This is a genomic window from Rhodococcus sp. NCIMB 12038, from assembly GCF_002165735.1.
Classification (GTDB): Bacteria; Actinomycetota; Actinomycetes; order Mycobacteriales; family Mycobacteriaceae; genus Rhodococcus_F.
In genome coordinates this window covers 138,442-160,299 of the sequence record NZ_NHML01000013.1, presented here as the reverse complement: position 1 = coordinate 160,299, position 21,858 = coordinate 138,442, and the positions used below count along the sequence as shown (strand labels likewise).

Sequence of the window (21,858 nt, the reverse complement as noted above, 5' to 3'; positions counted from 1 at the left end):
GACGAACGCGTGACTGGGAACCAGTGTGTCGGGGAGAGACGCACGCCACATCCGACGAAGTGGAGCGTCGTGTGTCGGTGGGCGCGACGTTTCGGCACCCGTGAGTACTTGTTAACCGCCGGCGGTTAAGAAGTACTCACAGCACGCCACGTCGAGACCGCCGCGGTGCCGAGCAGACCGCCGGTGATCACGAAGATCGACGACGTGCCCGCGACGCCCGCCGCGGCGCCCGCGGCCAGCGGAATCAGGACCTGCCCGAGCCGGTTGCCGGTCAGCCGCAGCGACAGCGCGGCGGCCCGGTTGGCGGCGGTGACGAGCCCGGCCACCCACGTCATGGTCAGGGGTTGGCCGATGCCCCAGAAGAATCCGGCGACGACGAGCAGCAGTGCCATCCCGGCCGGGTCGGGGACGAACGGCAGCAGGGCGGTGGGCAGCGCCGAGCACAGCGTCGCGGAGACCAGCAGTCTCGACCGCGGCACCCAAGTGAGCAGCCACGGCAGGAACGCGCGCGACACGATCGACGCCGCGGTGCGCGCGGTCAGCAGCAACGTCACCAACAAAACGCTGAAACCGAACTCGTGCCCGAGGACGGGGAGGTACGCGACGACGACGTCGACCGACGCCAGCACGATCAGGCTGCTGAACACGGCCGGCCGCATCCCCGTCGTCGAGATCATGCTGAACACGGACTGCCGGTCGCCGGGCGACGGTGGTCCCGCCTGCTGCGGACGTTCGCGAATCGGCCAGGCGAACGGCACCGCCGCCAGCGCCACCGCACCCATCACCGTCAACGCCAGGGTGGTCTCGACGACGCCGCCGTCCGAGCTGCCCGCCGCGATCACACCGACCAGCGGCACCCCGACGGCCTGGCCGATCGAGACGCCGAGCGTCAATCCGGCGAAACCGCGGTCCAGTTCACCCGGTGGGGAGAGGAGCGTGATGAAACCCTGCCCGGCGACGGTCACGAGGATCTGCCCGAACCCGAGGATCACGTTGCCGAGCCCGAGGACGATCAGGTCGCCGCTGACGGCGATCACCAGGACCCCGAGGGAGGTCAGCAGCACCCCGGTCCGCAGAACCGCGGCCGCGTGCCGCCGGTCCACGGCGCGTCCGATCCGGACGGCCACGAGCAGCGGCGCCAGCGAGAACAGGGCGGTGACGACGCCGATCGTGACGGCGTCGCCGCCGAGAGCGAGGACACGGTAGGAGACGAGAACGCGAACGGCGTGATAGACGGCCTGGAGGAGAGCAGTGGCAATGCAGACGTTGAGAAACCAGTGCTTCACCAGGTCAACCGTTGATCACCTGACGATTGCCGAGCGGCCCCTGCAACTGGACCTCGAGGGTGCCGAATACGGCGACGAGGATGCACATCTTGTCGGCCGCCTCCGGGAGAGTACCGGTGCGCAGCGAGATCGTCACGGTGGTGTCGGTCTCGCTCACCGTCGCGTCGGCGCCGTAACACTCCGGGGTTCCGGTGACGAAGTGGATCGCCACCTTGTTGCCGTCCGCGCGGGACCACGACTCGAACGGCGTCGGATTCGCCCGGACGATGTCGGGGCGCGATTCGAAGACGGTGCCGAAGTCGTCGCCGGGCACCTCGGAGGGAATGGGCATCCCCGACGGATTGGTCGGGCTGGGACCCACTGCGGACGCGATCTCCGGGGGAATCGTCGGTTCGTCGGTGCTCGAACCGGACCCGCATCCGGCGACGGCGAGGCAGGCCAGCACTGCGAGGGCGATTACGCGCATAAGCCACGGTAACCTCATCCCGCGAGCAGGCCGGAGACCAGCGCAATCCCCGGAATCGCAGCCAAAGTCGTGACGAACGCGGTGTCCCGGGCCATCACCGTTCCCACCCCGTACCGGCTGGCGTAGACGAAGACGTTCTGCGCCGTCGGCAGCGTCGCCACCACCACGATGGCGAACAGTTCGTGGCCGCTCAGCCCGAGCAGATAGCGTGCCATCACATAGGCCAGCACCGGTTGCACGACAATCTTGAGCACCGACGCCAGCGCGACGTCGCGACGCGGACTCGTTCCCTTCTCCAGCACCCGCACCCCGTACAGCGAGATGCCGAACGCGAGTAGTGCGCCGGGCACCGACGCGCCACCCAGGAGCCGGAACGGCTGCATCAGCGCCTCAGGCGGTGTCCAGCCGAGCAGGGCGACCAGCAGTCCCGCCGCGCCCGCCACGACGATCGGGTTCTTGAACGGCGCGGTGATCGTGTCGAGTCGCGACCCGCCCCGCCGGAGTGTGGTGACGTCGAGGATGGTGAGGGCGATGGGGGAGTACGCGATGATCTGGAACAGCAACAGCGGCGCGACGAACGACGCGTCCCCGAGCACGAACACCGCGATGGGAATGCCCAGATTCGCGGAGTTCACATACGAGGACGACAGCGCGCCGATGGTCAGTTCCGGAAGGGACCTGCGTAGCCACACCCGCGCGACGACCATGTACAGTGCGCCGACCGTCAATGCCGTGACAGCCGCGACGGCCAGTGTGGGCGAGAAGATCACGGAGAGGTCGGACGATGCGAGCGATTCGAACAGCAACGCCGGTGTGGCGACGAAGAACACCAGCCTGCCCAGGACGGACTCGCCCTCCGCGCCCAGCGTCCCACGCCGGCCGAGAATGTAGCCGATCGCGATGATCACGAATATGACGGTGAATCCCGCAACAACTCCCGACACGCTGCGGGGCACCTCCTCGACAGGGATGCCTCCTGTCGGCAAACCTTCCGAAGTCTAGTGCCAGGTATTCGGGTGAGTGACAATAGCGTCCGGTCGGGAACATCGTCTGTGTGCGCGTTCCGTCGCGCTCGAGGAGTCGCAATGCTGCGTCGTACGACCGTTCTCTGCGCGCTGTTCTGCGCGTGGACTCTTGCTTGGGGTGCCGCGCCCGTGGCGTCGGCGCTGGCCCCGCCGTCGAGCGGGGATCCCGCTCTGATCGCGCTCGCCGGGCAGGTCCTCGGGCGCAGCTACCGCGAGCACGCGAGCGTCGCGTACATCGACTCCTCCGGCACCCGGTTCGCGAACTTCGGGGCCACCGAGGACACCGACTACGAGATTGGCTCCGTCACCAAGACGTTCACCGCGGAACTGTTCGTCGACGCGGTCGCCCGCGGCGAGGTGCGGGAGGACACGAAGGTCGCGGACGTGCTGCCGCTGCAGGGCGCGCCGGTCGGCGACGTGACGCTGCTCGAATTGGCGTCCCACACGTCCGGGCTGGCGCAGTTCCCGATGAGCACGGACACCGTAGTGGCCGTCGGGAACTGGGTGGTCGCGTCCAACCCGTTCACGTACGACCCGGACACGCTGCTGGAGCAACTGCGGTCGGCGCCGCTCACCACCCGCGGCAGCTACTCCTACTCGACCGTCGGCTTCGCGCTGCTCGGCCAGGCGCTGGCCGCGGCCGCGCACACCGACTACCCGTCGCTGCTCCGCGAGCGCATGCTGTTCCCACTCGGACTGTCGCAGTCGTGGATGCCGCTCACCGCCGCCGACCTGCCCGCGGACGTCACCCGCGGATTCGACGTCCTGCACCGGTCGCAGGACCCGTGGCCGCTGGACGCGTACGCCCCCGCTGGTGGGTTGCGGTCCACGGTGAACGACATGTCGACGTACGTCCGGGCTCTGCTCGACGGCACGGTCCCGGGCAGCACGGCAATGGATCCGCGGTGGGTCGGCGCCAACTACCGGGCGCTGACGTGGTCGATCGTCCCGTTCGAAGGCCGGGACTACACGCTGCACGGCGGCGCGACGGGCGGCTTCCAGTGCACTGTCGTGCTCGACCGGGCGAACGACCGCGGGCTCGTCATTCTCACCGACACGATCGGCGGACTCGAGCAGCAGGGTCTGGAGATCCTCGCGCACACCCCCATGTGAGTGCGAAAGCGTCCCCCGGCACACTTTGTCACTCACCTGCCCGGCGTCCCCCCACGTGAGTGACGAAGTGTCCTCGGGCACGCGTTGCCACTCACCTGCGTACCCCCGCCGGGTATGTCCGGTTACAGTGGTGCCTGTGGAGGCGGCAACCGGGCGGAGGCGGATGGTCGCGGCTCGTGTCGCCCTGCTGATCGCCGTCGCCGCCGGGGTGCTCCTCATGCACAGCCTGATCGCGCCGACCGCGATCGCCGCGGTGCACGAACAACCCGCGGCCACCGCGTCCCACGCCGAGGACCCTCACGGATGTGGCGGGGACGGCTGCGAGCAACCCCATCTCACCGGCCACCAGTGTGCCGGTGTGGTCGTGGTTATCGCCGCGCTGACGTCGGCGATGCTGCTGTGGTGGCAGTCCGCGGATCCTGCGGCGCGACGGTCGCGGGTGAGCGCCGGCCGGGTGCAGTCGGGGCGCGGCCCGCCGCCGTGGACGGTGTTGTCGTTGGCGGAACTCTCGATTCTGCGGGTGTGACAGGGAGCCCGGGGCGTGTGCCCCGGCGGATCCGACTGTCATTTTCCGAGCTGATTCCGAGGAGTTCCTCATGCGTACCACCAGCACAGCCCTGATCTCCGCCGCGGCGGCCGCTGCTCTCGTCCTGACCGGGTGCAGCACCGATTCGGCGGGCACCCCGTCGACGTCCGGTGCCACGACATCCGTCGTCGAATCGCAGGCGCGGTTCAACGGCGCCGACATCGCGTTCCTGGACGGGATGTACCCGCACCACGCGCAGGCGGTGGAGATGGCCGATATGGTCGCCGGCCGCACCGACACCGCGAAGGTGGTCGCTCTCGCCGCCGCGATCAAGGCGGCGCAGCAACCGGAGATGGACCGGATGACCGCGTGGCTCCAGCAGTGGGGACAACCGGTTCCGGCGTCCGGCATGGACCACGGCAGCATGGACCACGGCGACATGGACCACGGCGACGGCATGATGTCGGCCGATCGGATGGACGCCCTGATGGCACTGTCGGGCACCGAATTCGACCGGCAATGGCTGACCATGATGATCGAGCACCACGAGGGCGCGGTCGAGATGGCGAACGTCGAACTCGCCGACGGTGAGAACCCGGACGCGAAGCAGATGGCCGCCGACATCGTGACCGCCCAGCAGAGGGAGATCGCCGACATGCAGGCCGCGCTCGGCTGACCGGAATGACGAAAGGCCCCGTAATCCCAGGATTACGGGGCCTTTTCGGTGCCTTGCGAGTTACCGGCTCGTGAAGGGCAGCAGAGCCATCTCGCGAGCGTTCTTGACGGCGACGGCAACCTGACGCTGCTGCTGCGGGGTCAGGCCCGTGACGCGGCGGCTGCGGATCTTGCCGCGGTCCGAGATGAACGTGCGGAGGAGGTTGATGTCCTTGTAATCGACGTACTCGATCTTGGCCGCGAACAACGGGTTCTTCTTGGGCTTGCGGCCCTCGACGGGACGCGGCTTCTTCGACGGTGCTCTCTTGACTGCCATCTTCTTCCTTTACCAGCTCGACTTGTGGACGCCTGGCAGCTCCCCGCGGTGCGCCATCTCGCGAACACGCACGCGAGAGAGCCCGAACTTCCTCAGGTGGCCGCGCGGACGTCCATCCGCAGCGTCTCGATTGCGCAATCGTACCGGACTCGCGTCGCGGGGCAGACGCTGCAGTGCCGCTCGGGCCTCCGCGCGCTCGTCTGCGCTGCTCGACGGGCGGCGGATGGTCTCCTTCAGCTCCGCGCGGCGCTCGGCCCAGCGTGCCACGACGATCTTGCGCTGCTCGTTCTTCGCGATCTTCGACTTCTTTGCCATGTGCGGTGTCTTCTACTTCTCTTCTCGGAAATCGACGTGCTTCCGCACGACCGGGTCGTACTTCTTCATCACCAGACGGTCCGGGTCGTTGCGGCGGTTCTTGCGGGTCACGTACGTGTATCCGGTGCCTGCCGTCGACTTCAGTTTCACGATCGGGCGGATCTCGTTGCGGGCGGCCATCAGATCTTCTCCCCGCGGGCCCGAATCCGGGCGACGACGGCTTCGATGCCGTCCCGGTCGACGGTCTTGATGCCCTTCGTGGACAGCGTGAGGGTGATCCGCCTGCCCTCGCTGGGCAGGAGATACGTCTTCTTCTGGATGTTCGGATCCCAGCGCCGGTTGGTGCGCTTGTGGGAGTGCGACACGGACTTGCCGAATCCTGGTTGGCGTCCGGTCACCTGGCAGTGCGCCGACATGGGCGTTCCTCTCTGCCCTCTGCGACAACTATGCGAGAGGGTGATGACAATCATTTTCGACAGCGACGGGATTCCAATGTAGCGTTCTGTCCACGTAATGACAATCGTTATCGAAAGGGTACGCGTGAACGAGATAGTCGACGGCCGGACGCCGCTGATCCTGGTATCCGGCTGGAACGGCCCCACCGAGGACGCGGCGCGCTCGCTGCTCCGCGACGGCACCGTCGTCGTGCATCACGACCTCGACCTCGTGCACGAAGGCGTCGTGCGACGCACCGTCACCACGCTGGAGTCGGGGGCGCCGCGCGAGCGCCTCCGCATCCTCGAACTGACACACGGCTGCATCTCCTGCACGCTGCGCGAGGACCTCCTCCCGCTGATCCGCCGCCTGCACACCCGCAGTTCGGTGCAGCGCATCGTGCTGCACCTCGACCGCAGGCTCGAACCCGAGGCCGTCTGCTGGGCGGTCGAGCACGTGTCGGTGTCCGGTGTGGTCGGGCAGATCGACGGTCCGGCGTCGCGGGACGTGCGCGTCGACGGCGTCGTCACCTGCCTCGACGCGGGGTCTTGGCTGGCCGATGCCACCGGCGACGACGCGCTGGACGACGACCGCACCGTGGCGCAGGTCGCGGTCGGGCAGGTGGATTTCGCCGACGCCCTGGTGGTGTCGGGCAGCGCGGGCGACGGCTGGCAGCAGGCAAGGCTTCACGCCGTCCTGGCGCGGCTCGCACCGGGCGCACCGATCAGCTGGGGCGGGGTCACCCCCGACGTCGAACGACTGCTCCTCGACATCCCGGCCGGCGCGCGACGCGGTGAGCCGTCCCACGCCCACTCACCGCTGCTGCGCGGGCAGCCGCCGCTGTCCCACGACTGCGGCGTGATGCTCGTCGAGTTCACCGCCACCCGCCCGTTCCATCCGGAGCGGCTGTACGAGGCCGTCGACGTGCTCCTCGACGGCGTCGTCACCTCGCGCGGACGCGTGTGGGTGGCGACGCAGCCGGACGAGGCGCTGTGGCTCGAGTCGGCCGGTGGGGGACTGCGGGTGGCAGCCGCCGACCGCTGGCTGGCGGCCATGACCCCGGATGAGCAGGCGCAGGTCGGGGTCGCGCGTCGTGCGATGGCAGCGCTGTGCTGGGACGAACGCTTCGGCGACCGGCACACGTCGATGGTGGTGCTGGTGCACGCCGCCGACCCGACCGAGATCGACCGCACGCTGCAGTGGGCGCTCGTCACCGACGACGAACTCGCGGACGAGGCCGGATGGCGGTCGTGGCCCGACCCGTTCGGGCAGTTCCACGAAGACCCCTGCGAGACCAGCGAATCACCCTACGCAGAACCCGAATCGAGAGAGGCACAGCGCCAGCGCCCGTGAGTACTTGTTAACCGCCCCACGTTAATCCTGGATCCACCGATGCCGGGTGGGGTTGGGTGAGTCGAAACGGCGAGATGCCCTTGCGTGCTGACAGAATTGGACTTCTCACAGAACCAGTTCGATCGACACGAAGGGCATCTCTAGGGTGCAACTATCCCACACCCGCCCGGTGACGGCCGCGGCGTTCGACGACCGCAACCTGCTNGCCGCGGCCGGGCTGATCCCGATACTCGGGTTGGCNCAGCNCTGCGGCCTCGCTGACCTGGCGGACGAGNATCTGTCGGTGCCCACCGACAAGGGCGCACATCCGGGCCGNAAGGTGACCGCNCTGGTGNCGGGCATGGTCGCCGGCGCCGACAGCATCGACGACATGGCGCTGCTGCGGCACGGCGCCATGCCNACGGTNTTCGACCGCCCGTACGCACCGTCGACGCTGGGCTCATTCCTGCGGGCGTTCACCTTCGGGCACGTCCGCCAACTCGACGCCATCGCCACCCGATTCCTGCGTGGCCTGTCCGAACGAACACCACTCGTGTCCGGTCCCGGCACCGGAACCAGTGGACGGATCCTGGTCGACATCGACGACACCATCGTGCCGGTGCACGGGCACCGCAAGCAGGGCTCGGGCTACGGATACTCCGGNATCCGCGGGCTNAACGCCCTGATCGCCACCGNCACCATCGACGGACGGGCTCCGGTCATCNTCGGCCANCGCCTGCGCCGCGGCGCCTGTGGATCCTCCCGGGGCGCGTCCCGGATGGTCACCGACGCCCTCGCCACCCTCGGCCACNTGGGCCCGCAGTCACCGGGTNGGGTGTTGGTGCGGGCCGACTCCGCGTTCTACGGGCACCCGACCGTCTCCGCGGCGCTGCGCACCGGCGCCGACGTGTCGGTCACCGTGCGGCTCACCGCGAAGGTGAAGGCGGCGATCACCGCAATCGACGAGGATGCGTGGACCCCGATCGAATACACCGACGCCGTCTACGACGAACAGACCGACCGGTGGATCTCCCGCGCCGAGGTCGCCGAGATCGACTTCACCGCNTTCACCCGCCTTGCATCCGANCGAACACCGGGCCGGTTGGTGGTGCGCCGCATCCCCGACCTGAATCCCCGATCCACCGACGGTCAGGGCACGTTGTTCGACACCNGGCGGTTCCACGCGTTCTTCACCACCACCGACCCNNCCGTCCTGGACACCGTCGCCGCGGACAAGGTTCACCGCGGCCACGCGATCATCGAGCAGGTCCACGCCGACCTGAAGAATTCTGCGCTCGCGCATCTGCCGTCGGGTCGGTTCGCCGCCAACAGTGCCTGGCTGGTGCTGGCGGTGATGGCGTTCAATCTCACCCGCGCCGCCGCCACCCTCACCGGCNCACGGCTGGNCAAAGCGACGACCGCCACCATCCGGCGGACCCTGATCTCGGTGCCGGCGCGGATCGCGTCCTCGGCCCGCCGGCTCACCCTGCACCTGCCGCGGCACTGGCCNTGGGAATCGGAATGGAATCACCTCTTCNCCCACACCCGACATCGAAAACCCCAGGCCACCTAATCCGNCCGGCCCTCCCGGCCNCGACCCGAAACCCAGTGGAACAACCCGACACCCAGGTCGGACGATCACCCACACCCAGACAGCCCATCAACGCCCGCAACCGGACTCACCACACAACCCGATGCCGATCGGTGGATCGAGGATTAACCACGGGCGGTTAACAAGTACTCACGGGGGCGTCAGCCCAACCAGTCCAGAACTGCTGCGGCCGTCCACGACTGCTGCATGCTGCCGAGGGGCTGACCGGTGAACGGCTCGTAGTATTCGGCGAAGCTGCCGTCGCTGGCCTGCCGCAGCCCCTCGGACCGCAGCAGGTGGGCGCGCTCGGCCCACCCGCGGCGGGCGAACGCCCAGGAGAACAGCCACGTCATCACCGGCCACACCGGACCGCGCCAGTATTCGCGCGGACGGAAGTCGCCCGACACCGGCGACGTCGACGGCGGCACGGCGTACCGGAGGTCGGGGTGGCCGCAGAACTTCGGCCCCTCGAACGTGCGGATCAGGGCGCGTTCGGCGTCGCGGCTCAGGCCGCCGCACAGGAGCGGGGAGAACATGGCGAGGGTTTCGGTGGCGATCCACCGGCCGCTGCGCAGATCGAAATCACGTGCGGCCCCAGACCGTTCGTCGGTGGTCGTGAGAACGCCCTGCCGGAACCGGGCCGCCCACCCGTGCAGTTCGCGGACGTCGGAGTTCGGCATCGAGTGTTCCTCGCCGATGGTCGCGAGCACCTCGCACGCCATCGAGAACACGGCACTGACGAACACGTCCTCCACCGCGAAGCTCATGGCGGTGGCCAGTTCCGCGTCGTCGTAGCGGACGGTCTTCATCTCCTCGAGCAGCCACAGGTAGCGGTCGTACTCGCCGTTCGACGGCCGCTGCCCCGTGTCGGCGACGTGGGACAGGTCCTCGCGCAGATACGTGGGCATCGCCCCGGCCACGACGTTGGCGTACGAGTGGTCCCAACGCGGCGAGTTGTCCATGCCCGACTCCCAGCCGTGGTACAGCGCGATCCGGCCGTTGCCGTCGAGGTCGCGGGCGTTGGCCAGCCAGCGGTGCCAGCGCACGAGGTCGGGCCAGCGCCGGTCGAGGAACTCCTCGGCGACGGCCCGGGTGCTGCGACCGTGCCTGCGCGAGTGGTCGAGGATCCGCTGCACGGCGATGGCGTGGACGGGCGGCTGCGTGATGCCCGACGTCTGCGTTCCGCTCGGCGCGTGCGCCGCGAGGGTTCCACACTCCCACCGCCCGGGGCCGGGGAAGTACCCGTCGACGCCGTTCGCGAACACGATGTGCGGGATCATCCCGTTCTTCCACTGCGCCGACAGCAGGGTGTCGAGTTCGACGACGGCCCGTTCCACACTGAGGGGTGCCAGTCCGACCGCGACGAACGCGGCGTCCCAGCTCCACATGTGCGGGTACAGGCGCGGCGCGGCGCTCGTCATGGTGCCGAGGTCGTTGCCGCGAAGCAGGTACGCGGCACGTGCCGCGAGCTGTGTCGGGGTGAATCCGCGGTCCGCCATTGCCCCATTCTGCTGCCGGTCGGCCCACACCGCTCGTCGGAGGGGGTTCAGGGGCGCGGTCTCAACCTAGCCGGAATGCGCCTCGAGGTACTCCTCGACCGCCTCGCGCATGACGTCGCTGGGCTTCCTGTGCTGATTCTCGGCGAAGCGATCGAGTCTCTCGCTCAACGGACGCGGCAACCGGACCTGCCGGCGCGGCGATTCGCCGCTCACACCAACGGCCTGCCCCAAGGACGGACGACCCGCCCCGACTCGGTCCAGCAACTCCCTGCCGGCTGCGGCAGCGTCCTGGCCTCGCTTTGCGGTTGCGGAGTTCTCGGGCAACTTCATGTCACGCTCCGCCCACTCGGCGAGCCGGCCGAAATCGGGCTCCTCATTTTCAGTGTTCATCTGTGTCATCCCTTCGGGTATGTTGCGCTGCGGTCACCTCTTCAGCGGCCAACATTCAGTCGGTGTCGCATTGGTGGCGGGCGTTCGATGTCCGTCGCCATCAGGGCCGGTCGTTCATTCGGTCGAGGTGCTTTTGGGGTGCCTCCATTACATGAAAGATCACCATCCCTCGCGGCGGAACAACTTCGACCATGACTTCGAGTAGCGGTCCAACCCGTTTGCGCGGTGGACCGATGAACAGCCACGGCTTCGAATGACCCGGCACGCGTGGCTCGTCAAACTCCCGCTCGAGATAAACCGCGTTCTCGATTGCGTGAATTGCGTCCTCACGTTCGATTAGATGTTTCCCTGCACTGTTCGCCCACTCGACCCCCACCAATATTGTACGACATAATTGGTCGACCGTCTCTAACCCGGGGTGCCTGGCCTGGACTCGCGAGTGCAAGCGCCCACGTGCGTGCACTCAGCCCGCAAATCCGCACAGGGTCAGTGTCGGAAGCGAGTTGCGCAGGGGCGGCAGTTCCGACAGCCGGCGGAGGAGGGTCGAGCCCCACGGGCCGCGGCCGAGGGGCAGCATCACCTCGCGGGTGTACGCGAGGTGCGGCACCCGGTCAGGGTTTCCGCCTCGCCTGCGGAGAGGTGGAACGGCATCGGCGGGACGGTGTAGTTGCCGTGGATCCTCATTCCCTTCTGCGTCTTGCGGCTGAACCACCGGGCACCGGATCGAACATCATCCGGCCACCGGGGAATCGCCGGGCGCAGTCGCCGATGAGGGACAGCGACTCGTCGGGAGGCAGATACATCAGCAGGCCCTCCGCCGAGACGAAGAAACCCCGTCCGGTGTCGACGTGGTCCATCCACATGCGGTCGAGCGCGGACACCGCGAGTGTGGTGACGTTCGGCTCGTCCGGCAGCAGTTGCCGGCGCAGCGCGACCACCTCGGGCAGGTCGATCGACAGCTACCGGATGTCGGGGTCGCCGATCCGCCAGTAGCTGGTCTGCGAGTTCCCGCGTGGGCGAGGAACACAGGTCGTCCGCAGCTTTGCGGGAATACGGTAGGGGGGTATGGTAGTTCTCAGAGAAGACATCGATACCCCGAAGAGAGGCGAACCCCGTGAGTACCTCCAGCGTCACCGTCACCGGCATGACCTGCGACCACTGCGTGTCTTCGGTAACCGAGGAGATCAGCGAACTCCCCGGCGTCACCGCCGTGAACGTCGATCTGGCCACCGGCAAGGTCGTCATCGAGAGCACCACCGACCTCGACCCGGGCGCCGTCGCGGATGCCGTCGAGGAAGCCGGGTATTCCGTCGCCGGCTGAGCCGGCAACTCCAGCACGGTCGGCTGAGCCGCCAAACCCGGCTGAGCCGCAACTCCAGCACAGGAGCCCCATCATGAACGCAACCGGCAAGTTCGCCGGATTCACCGTCGGCCTCGTCGTGATCTTCGGTGCCGCGCTCGCCCTCGGGTCGGTTGCCGGCCCGGATGTGGCCGAGCCCGCCGTGCACACGGCCGGGGACGGCGGGCACGGCGCGGCGGGTCATGACGCCGTCGCCGACCCGACGCCGGGCGGACTGTCGCCCACGACGGACGGGTACACTCTCGAACTGGCATCCGACCAGGTCACCGCCGGTACCGCGGTCCCGGTGCAGTTCCGGATCACGAACCGCTCGGGGGTACCCGTGACGGACTACACCCCGGAGCACGAGAAACTGCTGCACCTGATCGTCGTCCGTCGCGACCTCGCCGGGTTCCAGCACGTGCACCCGACCCTCGACGCGACCGGAACGTGGAGCGTCCCCCTCGACCTCGGCCGCGGCGGCGACTACCGCGTGTTCGCGGACTTCACGCCTGCGGGCAGCGAGGGCGTCACCCTCGCCACCGACCTGCGCGTCGCCGGCACCTACGACCCGCAGGAACTGCCCGCACCCGCACCGACCACCACCGTGGACGGCTACACCGTCACACTCGACGGCACGCTGCGACCGGGTGAGACGTCGAACGTCACGCTCTCGGTGAGCCGCGACGGGCGGCCCGTCACCGATCTGCAGCCGTACCTCGGCGCCTACGGTCACCTGGTGGCGCTGCGCACCACCGACCTCGGCTACCTGCACGTCCACCCCGACGGACATCCCGGCGACGGCGTCACCGCGGCCGGTCCCGGGATCGACTTCGCCGTCACCGCGCCCAGCGCGGGCGACTACCGGCTGTTCCTGGACTTCCAGCACGCCGGCGCCGTCCACACCGCCGAGTTCACCGCCACCGCCGGACCGGAGGAGAAGTGATGACCCGCGGGGCCGACATCGCGGCAGCACCCGATTCCCAGATCGAACTGGCCATCGGCGGGATGACGTGCGCGTCGTGCGCCAACCGCATCGAGCGCAAGCTGAACAAACTCGACGGTGTCACCGCGACCGTCAACTACGCGACGGAGAAGGCCCGCGTCCACTACCACGCCGCCGACGTCTCACCCGAGGATCTCCTCGCGACGGTGGAGCAGGCCGGGTACACGGCCCGGCTGCCCGAGGTGAAGCCGCCTGCCCCGGAGGAAGAGGATCCGGCGGCGGAACTGCGGCAGCGGCTGCTCGTGTCGGCGGTGCTGACGGTTCCCGTCATCGCGATGGCGATGATCCCGGCCCTGCAGTTCACCAACTGGCAATGGCTGTCGCTCACGCTCGCGGCCCCGGTCGTGGTGTGGGGTGCGTGGCCGTTCCACAAGGCCGCGTGGACGAACCTGCGGCACGGCACGGCGACCATGGACACACTGGTGTCGATGGGCACGCTGGCCGCGTTCGGCTGGTCGCTGTACGCGCTGTTCTGGGGCACCGCCGGCATGCCGGGGATGACGCACCCGTTCGAGCTCACGATCGCACGGGTCGACGGGACCGGCAACATCTATCTGGAGGCGGCCGCGGGCGTCACCACGTTCATCCTGGCCGGCCGCTACTTCGAGGCCCGCGCCAAGCGCCGGGCGGGAGCGGCGCTGAGGGCGCTGCTCGAACTGGGGGCGAAGGAAGTGTCGGTGCTGCGTGACGGCACCGAACAGCTGATCGGCATCGACCAGCTCGACGTCGGCGACCTGTTCGTGGTCCGCCCGGGCGAGAAGATCGCGACCGACGGCGTCGTCGTCGAAGGCTCGTCGGCGGTGGACGCGTCGATGCTGACCGGTGAATCCGTGCCCGTCGAGGTGTCACCCGACTCCGAGGTGGCAGGCGCGACGGTCAACGTCGGCGGCCGGATCGTGGTGCGCGCCAGCAGGATCGGCGCCGACACTCAGCTCGCGCAGATGGCGTGGATGGTCGAGGACGCGCAGACCGGCAAGGCCGAGGTGCAGCGACTGGCCGATCGGATCTCCGGCATCTTCGTCCCGATCGTCATCGCGTTGTCGGTCGCGACTCTCGGCTTCTGGATCGGAACCGGGGGGTCGATTGCGGCCGCGTTCACCGCCGCCGTGGCCGTCCTGATCATCGCGTGCCCGTGTGCGCTCGGACTCGCCACTCCGACTGCCCTCATGGTGGGCACCGGACGGGGCGCCCAGCTGGGCATCCTGATCAAGGGCCCCGAGGTTCTCGAATCGACCCGGCGAGTCGACACCGTGGTGGTCGACAAGACCGGCACCGTCACCACCGGCACGATGTCGCTGCACGACGTAGTCGCCGCCGACGGTCAGGACGAGGAGCAGGTTCTCCGGTTCGCCGGGGCTCTCGAGGACGCGTCCGAGCACCCCATCGCCCGGGCGATCACCCGCGGCGCGAAGGAGCGGCTGACGACGCTCCCCGACGTCGAACAGTTCACGAACGTCGCGGGCCTCGGCGTCCAGGGCATGATCGACGGACACGCGGTGGTCGTCGGCCGCGCGAAACTGCTCAACGACTGGTCGCTGCACCTCACCACCGAACTCCAGCGGGCGGTCGAAGCGGCGGAGTCGGACGGCAAGACAGCGGTCGGGATCGGCTGGGACGGACAGGCGCGCGGCGTGCTCGTCGTCGCCGACACCGTCAAGCCGACGTCCCGCGAGGCGGTGGCGCAGTTCCGGGAACTCGGTCTCACCCCGATCATGCTCACCGGCGACAACAAGTCCGCGGCCCGGGCCATCGCCGACCAGGTCGGCATCGGCGAGGTGATCGCGGAGGTGCTGCCGCAGGACAAGGTGGACGTGGTCAAGCGTCTGCAGGCCGAGGGCAAGGTGGTCGCGATGGTCGGCGACGGGGTCAACGACGCCGCCGCGCTCGCGCAGGCCGACCTCGGTCTCGCCATGGGCACCGGCACGGACGTGGCCATCGAGGCCAGCGACCTCACGCTGGTCCGCGGCGACCTCCGCGCCGCCGCCGACGCGATCCGGTTGTCGCGCAGAACGTTGAGCACGATCAAGGGAAACCTGTTCTGGGCCTTCGCCTACAACGTCGCGGCGCTGCCACTGGCAGCGGCGGGTCTGCTCAACCCCATGCTGGCCGGTGCCGCCATGGCATTCTCTTCGGTGTTCGTCGTGAGCAACAGCCTGCGACTGCGCCGGTTCCAACCGCTGACCACTCCCACCCGAGGGGAACAATCATGACCGAGCAACCGCACACCGACCACGAGCACGAGGCCGGCCACGGATACATCAGCGCCAAGGACGACTACCTCAAGCGACTGCGCCGCATCGAGGGCCAGGCGCGGGGACTCCAGCGGATGGTCGAGGACGAGAAGTACTGCATCGACATCCTCACCCAGGTCTCCGCGATGACCAAGGCGCTGCAGGCGGTGGCGCTGGGTCTGCTCGAAGACCACATCAGCCACTGCGTGGTCGACGCCGCCGTCGCGGGCGGCTCCGAGGCGGACGCGAAGATCAAGGAAGCCACCGACGCCATCGCACGACTGGTGCGTTCCTGAAAACCTGACCACGAGAGCAGCTTCCGAGGGAGCAGACATGTCTCACGATCATCAGCAGGAAATGGAACAGGTCCGGCACACCGGACACGATCACGACGCCCACACCGATCGGCACGCCGGCCACGGCGCGCACGGTGAGGTGTTCCGGCAGAAGTTCTGGATCAGTCTCGCGCTGTCGGTGCCGGTGGTGGTGTTCAGCCACATGTTCGCCGACCTCCTCGGCTACACCGTCCCCGACTTTCCCGGCGCGTCCTGGATTCCGCCGGTGGTCGGTACCGCGATCTTCTTCTACGGCGGCGCACCGTTCCTCACCGGCGCGTGGAGCGAACTGAAGTCGCGGCAGCCGGGCATGATGCTGCTGATCGGGATGGCGATCACGGTCGCGTTCCTCGCGTCGTGGGTGACGACCCTGCAGATCGGCGGGTTCAACCTCGACTTCTGGTGGGAACTGGCGCTTCTCATCGTCATCATGCTCCTCGGCCACTGGCTGGAGATGCGGGCGCTGGGGTCGGCGTCCGGTGCCCTCGACGCGCTCGCCGCGCTGTTGCCGGACACCGCGGACCGGGTCACCGACGACGGCGTCACCGAGGTCCCCGTCTCCGAACTCGCCACCGGCGATCTGGTGCTGGTGCGGGCCGGTGGCCGCATCCCCGCGGACGGCACCGTCGCGGACGGCCGCGCGGAGGTCGACGAGTCGATGATCACCGGCGAATCCACTCCCGTCGCCCGGACCATCGGCGACCCCGTGGTCGCGGGCACCGTCGCCACCGACAGCGCGCTGCGGATCACCGTCGGCGCAGTGGGGGAGGACACCGCCCTCGCCGGCATCCAGCGCCTGGTCGCCGACGCGCAGTCCTCGTCGTCCCGCGCCCAGGCCCTCGCGGACCGTGCGGCCGCGTTCCTGTTCTACTTCGCTTCCGTCGCAGGGCTTCTCACGTTCGTGGTGTGGTCGCTGCTCGGCAACCTGGACGAGGCCGTGGTCCGGACCGTCACCGTCCTCGTCATCGCCTGCCCGCACGCGCTCGGATTGGCGATACCCCTCGTGATCGCCATCTCCACCGAACGCGCCGCGAGGGCCGGTGTGCTGGTGAAAGACCGGCTGGCACTCGAGCGGATGCGCGGCGTCGACGTCGTGCTGTTCGACAAGACCGGCACCCTCACCCAGGGCAGGCACGCGGTGACGGGCGTCGTCGCGACGGCCGGTGTCACCGAGACCGACCTGCTCGCGCTCGCCGCCGCGGTCGAGGCCGACAGCGAACACCCGGTCGCCCGCGCGATCGTCGCCGAGTCCGCCGCGAAGGTACCCGACGCGTCCCGCCGCACCGCCACCGAATTCCGGTCACTGCCCGGTCGCGGGGTGCGCGCCGTGGTCGACGGCGAGGACGTGGCCGTCGGCGGACCGGCGATGCTCGCCGAATTGAACGTGACGGTCCCGGACGACGTTGCTGCGCAAACTAAACGGTGGGTCGAGCGCGGGGCCGCCGTCCTCCACGTCGTCCGTGACGGGAAGGCGCTCGGCGCGGTGGCGCTCGAGGACGCCGTCCGTGAGGAGTCCCGGCAGGCGATCGACGCCCTGCACGCGCGGGGTGTGAAAGTCGCCATGATCACCGGCGACGCCCGGCAGGTCGCCGACGCCGTCGCCGCCGACCTCGGGATCGACGAGGCGTTCGCCGACGTCCTGCCCGAGAACAAGGACGCGCAGGTGACGGCGCTCCAGGCCCGCGGTCACCGCGTCGCGATGGTCGGCGACGGGGTCAACGACGCCCCCGCGCTCGCCCGCGCCGACGTGGGCGTCGCCATCGGAGCCGGCACCGACGTCGCCATCGAATCGGCGGGGGTCGTCCTCGCCGCCGACGACCCCCGTGCGGTGCTGTCGATCATCGATCTGTCGCAGGCGAGCTACCGCAAGATGTGGCAGAACCTGGTGTGGGCCACCGGTTACAACATCATCGCCGTGCCGTTGGCCGCCGGTGTGCTCGCGTTCGCCGGGGTCGCGATCTCCCCCGCGGTGGCGGCGATCCTGATGTCGATTTCCACCATCGTCGTCGCCCTCAACGCACAGCTGTTGCGACGACTCGATCTGGATCCGGCACGGCTGGCGCGGAGTTGATCGTCTCGACGGCGAATTCCGGTGCGGCGACGACGGGTTCGGCGATCCGCCGCAGTGCGGACACCAGACCGTCGACCGTGCCGGTGACCGCCGCGACGTAGGCGTCGGGGCGGATGACCCACACCTCACCGGGCTTCGCGTCCAGCGCGGCGGTGAGGACACCGGTGGCGTCGATCTCCGACAGCCGGACCAGACGGATCGGTGTGTGCACCGCGCCGAGGGCCGCCGTGCGGATCTCGTCGGCGTCCACGCCGTCACCGAGCAGCAGCAGAAAGCCGTTCCGGGCGATGTTCCGGAGCCGGGTACCCCCGCCGCCGCGCAGCGTCACCGGGGTGTCGGGCACGAGGATTCCCGGCGCCGCCGCCGGGGTGCATCCACGATCCGGGCGACCGGCGAAGATCCGTCCCGGATCGTGTGTGGTCAAGGGTGATTCGACGTACCAGAACGGCTCGGCGAGGCGGCCACTGTCGACGAGGGCGCGGGCCTGCGGGTCGGCGACCGCCGCGGTGAGCACGTCGCGGCGGTGCCGGTGCTGCTCGTCCGACTGCGGGACGAGGAAGTCCATCGTCGCCGTCGTGACGGCGATGTTCTCGACCGCCGCCGCGTGCCGTTCGGTGTGATACGTCTCGAGCAGCGACTCGTCCGCCCAGCCGCGCAGGACGAACGCGAGCTTCCAGGCGGCGTTCTCGGCGTCCGCGACACCCGAATTCAGTCCGCGGGCGCCGAACGGGGACACGATGTGCGCGGCGTCGCCGGCGAGCAGCACCCGGTCGACGCGCATCCGGTTCGCGACCCGGGAGTGGAAGCGGTACACCGATTTCCACACGATGCGGTAATCGGTGTCGCCGATGATCTTGCGGATCCGCTCGTCCAGCGCCCCCGACCGCTCCTCGGCCTCGAGGTCGTAGTCGCCCGGCACCTGCCAGTCGATGCGGAACGTGGAATCGGGGCACGGGTGGATGAGCACCTGCCTGCCCGGGTTCCATTCAGGGTCGAAGTAGAAGCGGCGCTCGTCGGCCCAGCCGGGAATGTCGGCGGCGATGTCGCAGATGAGGAACTTGTCGTCGAACGAGAGGCCGTCGAACGTGACCCCCAGTTGCTGCCGGATCGCGCTGCCCCGCGACCCCACCGCGACCACCGCATAGTCGGACTCGACCACCCGGTCACCGTCGTCCGTGCGGCACGTGACGGTCACGCCGGTCTCGTCCTGGTCGACGGACGTGGCCTCGTGTCCCCACCGGACGTCGATCGTGGGTGTGGCCGCGATCCGCTCGTCGAGCAGTTCCTCCGTGCGGGCCTGCGAGATGTTGACGAACGGCGGGAACGACGAGATGCCGCGGTCGACGAACGTCTGCGCGAACAGTTCGTGGTCGCGGTGGAACGTGCGGGCGCACCCCCACGTCACGCCCTCGTCGGCCAGTTGACGGCCGACGCCGATCGCGTCCCACACCTCGAGGACGTCCCGCTGCTGGCAGATGGCCTTCGACCCGATCGGATCGCGTTCGGCCCGGGCGTCGAGCAGCGTGACCGGTATGCCCCAGCGTGCCAGCAGCAGCGCCGTCGTCTGGCCCACCGGGCCGTTGCCCACGACGGTGACGGTGCCGCCTCGGGTGTGTCGTCTTCCCATGATCCTCGCCTTGTCAGTGTGAAACGGTGACGGGTGAAACGGTGACGGATTTCAGCCCTGCAACTGGTCCCAGACCTCGCGGTCGCGCTCGGCGGTCCAGATGACGGGGCGTTCGATGCCCGAGAGTTCGTCCCACACGCGGGAGACGTCGAACGGGAGGCAGTGTTCGAAGATGGGCCAGTGGCCGTACTGCTCGTTGAGAGCGGCGTGGGTGGCTTCGAACGCCTCCTTGAGGGTGCCGCCGCGTTGCTGCACGGCCCCGACCTCGGCAAGCATGACCTCGATGAAGTGGCGGGTCTGCTCGATCGCGGCGTCGACGGCCTCCCGACCGTGGGAGACGGCGCCGCGTCCGCCGATCAGGACCTCGGCGCCCAGCGCCTTGATCCGGTCGAGGGTGCCGGTGGACCAGTCGCGGTGGAAGGCGTCGCCGGTGTACAGCGCGGCCTGCGCCTCCACGAGGTCGCCGGCGAAGAGGATCTTCTGCTTCGGCAGCCACGCGGTGATGTCGCCTTCGGTGTGCCCGCGGCCGAAGTGCTGGAGCACCAGGTCACCGCGTCCGCCGCCGAGGTCGATGGTGAGCTTGTCGGCGAACGTCAGGGTCGGCCAGGTCAGTCCGGGCACCGAGTCCGCACCCTTCGCCAGGCGCGGCATGCGGCCGAATTCGCTTGCCCAGTCTTCCTTTCCACGCTCCTCGATGAGGGCGCGGGTGGTCTGGTGTGACACGATGGTCTCGGCGTCGAACGCGGACGCACCCAGCACGCGGACGGCGTGGTAGTGCGAGAGCACCAGGTAGCGGACGGGCTTGTCGGTGTGCTCGCGCAGCTTGCGCAGCCAGTCCTGAGCGGCGACCGGGGTGGCGAGCGCCTCGAAGCAGACGACGAAGTCCTCGCCCTCGATGGCGCCGATGTTGGGATCGCCCTCGGCGGTCAGCGCGTACACGCCGTCAGCGAGCACTTCCAGGGTCTGTTCCTTCTCGCCGAGGTCGGCCGAGGACGCGAAGTTGATCGGGCTCATGCGCTGCACCTAACTAATCAAAGGTTTGATTGATGGTGACCACAGTAACCCGGCTCACAAAATAATGAAAGCCTTGATCAATATTTGTCCCGGATCTCTCCGTCCTGCCCCCTCCCCGCTACGACGAACGGGACGCTCGTTGCGTCAGATGCAACGAGCGTCCCGTTCGTCGTGCGAGAATCACCCCGCGAGCAGCACGCCGACCAGTGCGATCGAGCCCACCCAGACCGTGGAGATCGTGGCGAGGACGAAGGGGCGGGCGCCGACCTTCTTGATGGTGGCGATCTGGACGCCGGCGCCGAGGGCGAACATCGCGGCGGTGAGGAGCGCGGTCTGCAGGATCTTGGCGTCGGCGAGCAGACCCGCGGGCAGCAGACCGGACGACCGGAGTCCGACGCAGGCGAGGAACGCGACGACGAACAGCGGGACGAGCGGCGGACGCTTCACGTCGGCGTCGTTACCGGCGAGGGAGCGCTGCCGCACGCTGAGCACGGCCATGACCGGCGCGAGCATGAGGACGCGGGCCAGTTTGACGACCGCGGCGACGCCGAGGGCGGCTCCGCCGATCGCTCCGCCGGCCGCGACGACCTGCGCGACCTCGTGGATCGACCCGCCCGCCCACAGGCCGGCGTCGGTGTCGGAGAGTCCGAGCGCCCGCGACAGCAGGGGGATCGCGGGGATCATCAGGGTGCCGAAGATGACGACGAGCGCGACCGCGGTGATCACCTCTTCCTCGTCGGCGTCCACGACCCCGTCCACCGCCGCGACCGCGGCCGCACCGCAGATCGAGAACCCGCAGGCGATGAGCAGTCGTTGTGTCCAGCTGAGGCCGAGCAGTTTGCCGACGAACATCGTGCCGACGATGCCCAGACAGACGATCGAGACGACCACGACGATGACGCCCCAGCCGAGTCCGAGGATGTCGCTCAACATCAACTGCAGCCCGAGGAGGGCGATGCCGACCCGGAGCAGTTTCTTGGCGGAGAACTGCAGTCCCGGACGAAGGCGCTCGGGCAGTCGCGCGACGTTCGACAGTACGGCGCCGAGCACGATGGCGATCAGCAGCGGGCTCACCGTCGGGAGGAACCGGCCGATGCCCATCGCGAGGGCGGTGGCGGCGGCGCACAGCGCCAGGCCCGGAAGGAGAGTCGCCGTGGCGGTCTGCAGTCGCGGGAGCGTTCCCGCGCTCTCGACGCGCTGTTCCTCGGACTTCGATTCGCTCAGTTCGGTGCTCATGCTCCTACGGTCCGTCACTGCGGCACTTTG

The 21,858-nt window shown here is 68.9% G+C and carries 24 protein-coding genes; 10 read left to right on the top strand and 14 right to left on the bottom strand.

Annotation, left to right across the window (positions count from 1 at the left end; translation table 11 throughout):
• Positions 1-125: 125 nt before the first annotated feature.
• The 3 genes from CA951_RS21180 to CA951_RS21170 are packed head-to-tail and all read right to left on the bottom strand — an operon-like array spanning position 126 to position 2,696.
• Complete coding sequence (locus CA951_RS21180) at positions 126-1,289, bottom strand: MFS transporter (RefSeq protein ID WP_087558678.1); 1,164 nt, start codon at positions 1,287-1,289, stop codon at positions 126-128.
• 1 nt (position 1,290) lies between these two features.
• Positions 1,291-1,752, bottom strand: coding sequence for a hypothetical protein (locus tag CA951_RS21175; protein WP_087558677.1), 462 nt, complete (start codon positions 1,750-1,752; stop codon positions 1,291-1,293).
• A 14-nt stretch (positions 1,753-1,766) separates the two neighbouring features.
• Positions 1,767-2,696, bottom strand: a complete 930-nt coding sequence (locus tag CA951_RS21170; protein WP_087558759.1) for an AEC family transporter — start codon at positions 2,694-2,696, stop codon at positions 1,767-1,769.
• 141 nt (positions 2,697-2,837) lie between these two features.
• Between CA951_RS21170 and CA951_RS21165 the strand changes: the two genes are divergently transcribed.
• The 3 genes from CA951_RS21165 (at position 2,838) to CA951_RS21155 (ending at position 5,092) form a co-directional block, all read left to right on the top strand.
• The gene (locus tag CA951_RS21165; RefSeq protein WP_087558676.1) at positions 2,838-3,890 is read left to right on the top strand and encodes a serine hydrolase; all 1,053 of its coding nucleotides are present in this window, start codon (positions 2,838-2,840) and stop codon (positions 3,888-3,890) included.
• 163 nt (positions 3,891-4,053) lie between these two features.
• Positions 4,054-4,416, top strand: a complete 363-nt coding sequence (locus CA951_RS21160; RefSeq protein WP_087558675.1) for a DUF6153 family protein — start codon at positions 4,054-4,056, stop codon at positions 4,414-4,416.
• A 70-nt stretch (positions 4,417-4,486) separates the two neighbouring features.
• On the top strand, positions 4,487-5,092 hold the full coding sequence (locus CA951_RS21155) for a DUF305 domain-containing protein (RefSeq protein ID WP_087558674.1): 606 nt from the start codon (positions 4,487-4,489) through the stop codon (positions 5,090-5,092).
• A 60-nt stretch (positions 5,093-5,152) separates the two neighbouring features.
• Here the strand turns inward: CA951_RS21155 and rpsR are convergent, their stop codons facing one another.
• The 4 genes from rpsR to rpmB are packed head-to-tail and all read right to left on the bottom strand — an operon-like array spanning position 5,153 to position 6,138.
• Positions 5,153-5,407, bottom strand: coding sequence for a 30S ribosomal protein S18 (rpsR, locus tag CA951_RS21150; protein ID WP_005238639.1), 255 nt, complete (start codon positions 5,405-5,407; stop codon positions 5,153-5,155).
• Between the two features lie 9 nt (positions 5,408-5,416).
• Positions 5,417-5,722 (bottom strand): 30S ribosomal protein S14, encoded by a 306-nt coding sequence (gene rpsN / locus CA951_RS21145; protein WP_087558673.1) that lies wholly within the window; start codon positions 5,720-5,722, stop codon positions 5,417-5,419.
• A 12-nt stretch (positions 5,723-5,734) separates the two neighbouring features.
• Positions 5,735-5,902, bottom strand: a complete 168-nt coding sequence (gene rpmG, locus CA951_RS21140) for a 50S ribosomal protein L33 (RefSeq protein ID WP_005238642.1) — start codon at positions 5,900-5,902, stop codon at positions 5,735-5,737.
• The gene (rpmB, locus tag CA951_RS21135) at positions 5,902-6,138 is read right to left on the bottom strand and encodes a 50S ribosomal protein L28 (RefSeq protein WP_087558672.1); all 237 of its coding nucleotides are present in this window, start codon (positions 6,136-6,138) and stop codon (positions 5,902-5,904) included. Before rpmB ends, rpmG begins: the two co-directional genes overlap by 1 nt.
• Before the next feature lie 124 nt (positions 6,139-6,262).
• Between rpmB and mrf the strand changes: the two genes are divergently transcribed.
• Positions 6,263-7,510: a ribosome hibernation factor-recruiting GTPase MRF gene (mrf, locus tag CA951_RS21130; RefSeq protein ID WP_373414091.1), complete on the top strand. Its 1,248-nt coding sequence runs from the start codon at positions 6,263-6,265 to the stop codon at positions 7,508-7,510.
• 145 nt (positions 7,511-7,655) lie between these two features.
• Positions 7,656-9,062 carry an IS1380 family transposase gene (locus CA951_RS21125; RefSeq protein WP_143543076.1) on the top strand — a complete coding sequence of 469 codons (1,407 nt, stop codon included), beginning with the start codon at positions 7,656-7,658 and terminating at the stop codon, positions 9,060-9,062.
• A 179-nt stretch (positions 9,063-9,241) separates the two neighbouring features.
• Here CA951_RS21125 and CA951_RS21120 read toward each other — a convergent pair whose 3' ends face one another.
• The 4 genes from CA951_RS21120 to CA951_RS44390 all read right to left on the bottom strand — a co-directional run bounded on the left by CA951_RS21120 (position 9,242) and on the right by CA951_RS44390 (position 11,907).
• Complete coding sequence (locus CA951_RS21120) at positions 9,242-10,579, bottom strand: amylo-alpha-1,6-glucosidase (protein WP_087558669.1); 1,338 nt, start codon at positions 10,577-10,579, stop codon at positions 9,242-9,244.
• Positions 10,580-10,645: 66 nt separating this feature from the next.
• On the bottom strand, positions 10,646-10,969 hold the full coding sequence (locus CA951_RS21115; protein WP_087558758.1) for a hypothetical protein: 324 nt from the start codon (positions 10,967-10,969) through the stop codon (positions 10,646-10,648).
• A 463-nt stretch (positions 10,970-11,432) separates the two neighbouring features.
• A complete protein-coding gene (locus CA951_RS44395) occupies positions 11,433-11,576 on the bottom strand; it encodes a hypothetical protein (protein ID WP_256974015.1) in 144 nt (47 codons plus the stop codon).
• Between the two features lie 73 nt (positions 11,577-11,649).
• Positions 11,650-11,907 (bottom strand): hypothetical protein, encoded by a 258-nt coding sequence (locus tag CA951_RS44390; RefSeq protein WP_256974014.1) that lies wholly within the window; start codon positions 11,905-11,907, stop codon positions 11,650-11,652.
• A 176-nt stretch (positions 11,908-12,083) separates the two neighbouring features.
• Between CA951_RS44390 and CA951_RS21100 the strand changes: the two genes are divergently transcribed.
• The 5 genes from CA951_RS21100 to CA951_RS21080 all read left to right on the top strand — a co-directional run bounded on the left by CA951_RS21100 (position 12,084) and on the right by CA951_RS21080 (position 17,951).
• A complete protein-coding gene (locus CA951_RS21100; RefSeq protein WP_087558668.1) occupies positions 12,084-12,290 on the top strand; it encodes a heavy-metal-associated domain-containing protein in 207 nt (68 codons plus the stop codon).
• A 73-nt stretch (positions 12,291-12,363) separates the two neighbouring features.
• On the top strand, positions 12,364-13,254 hold the full coding sequence (locus CA951_RS21095; RefSeq protein ID WP_087558667.1) for a hypothetical protein: 891 nt from the start codon (positions 12,364-12,366) through the stop codon (positions 13,252-13,254).
• Positions 13,254-15,524, top strand: a complete 2,271-nt coding sequence (locus tag CA951_RS21090; protein ID WP_087558666.1) for a cation-translocating P-type ATPase — start codon at positions 13,254-13,256, stop codon at positions 15,522-15,524. The genes CA951_RS21095 and CA951_RS21090 overlap by 1 nt, the downstream gene beginning before the upstream one ends.
• The gene (locus CA951_RS21085) at positions 15,521-15,841 is read left to right on the top strand and encodes a metal-sensitive transcriptional regulator (protein ID WP_087558665.1); all 321 of its coding nucleotides are present in this window, start codon (positions 15,521-15,523) and stop codon (positions 15,839-15,841) included. Before CA951_RS21090 ends, CA951_RS21085 begins: the two co-directional genes overlap by 4 nt.
• Positions 15,842-15,878: 37 nt before the next feature.
• Positions 15,879-17,951 carry a heavy metal translocating P-type ATPase gene (locus CA951_RS21080; RefSeq protein WP_087558664.1) on the top strand — a complete coding sequence of 691 codons (2,073 nt, stop codon included), beginning with the start codon at positions 15,879-15,881 and terminating at the stop codon, positions 17,949-17,951.
• On the opposite strand, the gene CA951_RS21075 is transcribed toward CA951_RS21080, so the two are convergent.
• From CA951_RS21075 to CA951_RS21065, 3 genes are all read right to left on the bottom strand, one after another.
• Positions 17,893-19,578, bottom strand: coding sequence for an FAD-dependent monooxygenase (locus tag CA951_RS21075; RefSeq protein WP_087558663.1), 1,686 nt, complete (start codon positions 19,576-19,578; stop codon positions 17,893-17,895). The genes CA951_RS21080 and CA951_RS21075 overlap by 59 nt on opposite strands.
• Before the next feature lie 51 nt (positions 19,579-19,629).
• Positions 19,630-20,592 (bottom strand): MBL fold metallo-hydrolase, encoded by a 963-nt coding sequence (locus CA951_RS21070; RefSeq protein WP_087558662.1) that lies wholly within the window; start codon positions 20,590-20,592, stop codon positions 19,630-19,632.
• A gap of 180 nt (positions 20,593-20,772) precedes the next feature.
• The gene (locus tag CA951_RS21065; RefSeq protein ID WP_087558661.1) at positions 20,773-21,828 is read right to left on the bottom strand and encodes a YeiH family protein; all 1,056 of its coding nucleotides are present in this window, start codon (positions 21,826-21,828) and stop codon (positions 20,773-20,775) included.
• Positions 21,829-21,858 lie beyond the last annotated feature (30 nt).

What these genes read in the sequence shown, in the direction of transcription:
- CA951_RS21090 (WP_087558666.1), top strand. Translation starts at nt 13,254, where the DNA reads ATGACCCGCGGGGCCGACATCGCGGCAGCACCCGATTCCCAGATCGAA.
- CA951_RS21175 (WP_087558677.1), bottom strand. Translation starts at nt 1,752, where the DNA reads ATGCGCGTAATCGCCCTCGCAGTGCTGGCCTGCCTCGCCGTCGCCGGA.
- CA951_RS21160 (WP_087558675.1), top strand. Translation starts at nt 4,054, where the DNA reads ATGGTCGCGGCTCGTGTCGCCCTGCTGATCGCCGTCGCCGCCGGGGTG.
- CA951_RS21070 (WP_087558662.1), bottom strand. Translation starts at nt 20,592, where the DNA reads ATGAGCCCGATCAACTTCGCGTCCTCGGCCGACCTCGGCGAGAAGGAA.
- CA951_RS21155 (WP_087558674.1), top strand. Translation starts at nt 4,487, where the DNA reads ATGCGTACCACCAGCACAGCCCTGATCTCCGCCGCGGCGGCCGCTGCT.
- rpmB (WP_087558672.1), bottom strand. Translation starts at nt 6,138, where the DNA reads ATGTCGGCGCACTGCCAGGTGACCGGACGCCAACCAGGATTCGGCAAG.
- CA951_RS21165 (WP_087558676.1), top strand. Translation starts at nt 2,838, where the DNA reads ATGCTGCGTCGTACGACCGTTCTCTGCGCGCTGTTCTGCGCGTGGACT.
- rpsR (WP_005238639.1), bottom strand. Translation starts at nt 5,407, where the DNA reads ATGGCAGTCAAGAGAGCACCGTCGAAGAAGCCGCGTCCCGTCGAGGGC.
- CA951_RS21120 (WP_087558669.1), bottom strand. Translation starts at nt 10,579, where the DNA reads ATGGCGGACCGCGGATTCACCCCGACACAGCTCGCGGCACGTGCCGCG.
- CA951_RS21080 (WP_087558664.1), top strand. Translation starts at nt 15,879, where the DNA reads ATGTCTCACGATCATCAGCAGGAAATGGAACAGGTCCGGCACACCGGA.
- CA951_RS21075 (WP_087558663.1), bottom strand. Translation starts at nt 19,578, where the DNA reads ATGGGAAGACGACACACCCGAGGCGGCACCGTCACCGTCGTGGGCAAC.
- rpmG (WP_005238642.1), bottom strand. Translation starts at nt 5,902, where the DNA reads ATGGCCGCCCGCAACGAGATCCGCCCGATCGTGAAACTGAAGTCGACG.
- CA951_RS21085 (WP_087558665.1), top strand. Translation starts at nt 15,521, where the DNA reads ATGACCGAGCAACCGCACACCGACCACGAGCACGAGGCCGGCCACGGA.
- CA951_RS21065 (WP_087558661.1), bottom strand. Translation starts at nt 21,828, where the DNA reads ATGAGCACCGAACTGAGCGAATCGAAGTCCGAGGAACAGCGCGTCGAG.
- rpsN (WP_087558673.1), bottom strand. Translation starts at nt 5,722, where the DNA reads ATGGCAAAGAAGTCGAAGATCGCGAAGAACGAGCAGCGCAAGATCGTC.
- CA951_RS21095 (WP_087558667.1), top strand. Translation starts at nt 12,364, where the DNA reads ATGAACGCAACCGGCAAGTTCGCCGGATTCACCGTCGGCCTCGTCGTG.
- CA951_RS21115 (WP_087558758.1), bottom strand. Translation starts at nt 10,969, where the DNA reads ATGAACACTGAAAATGAGGAGCCCGATTTCGGCCGGCTCGCCGAGTGG.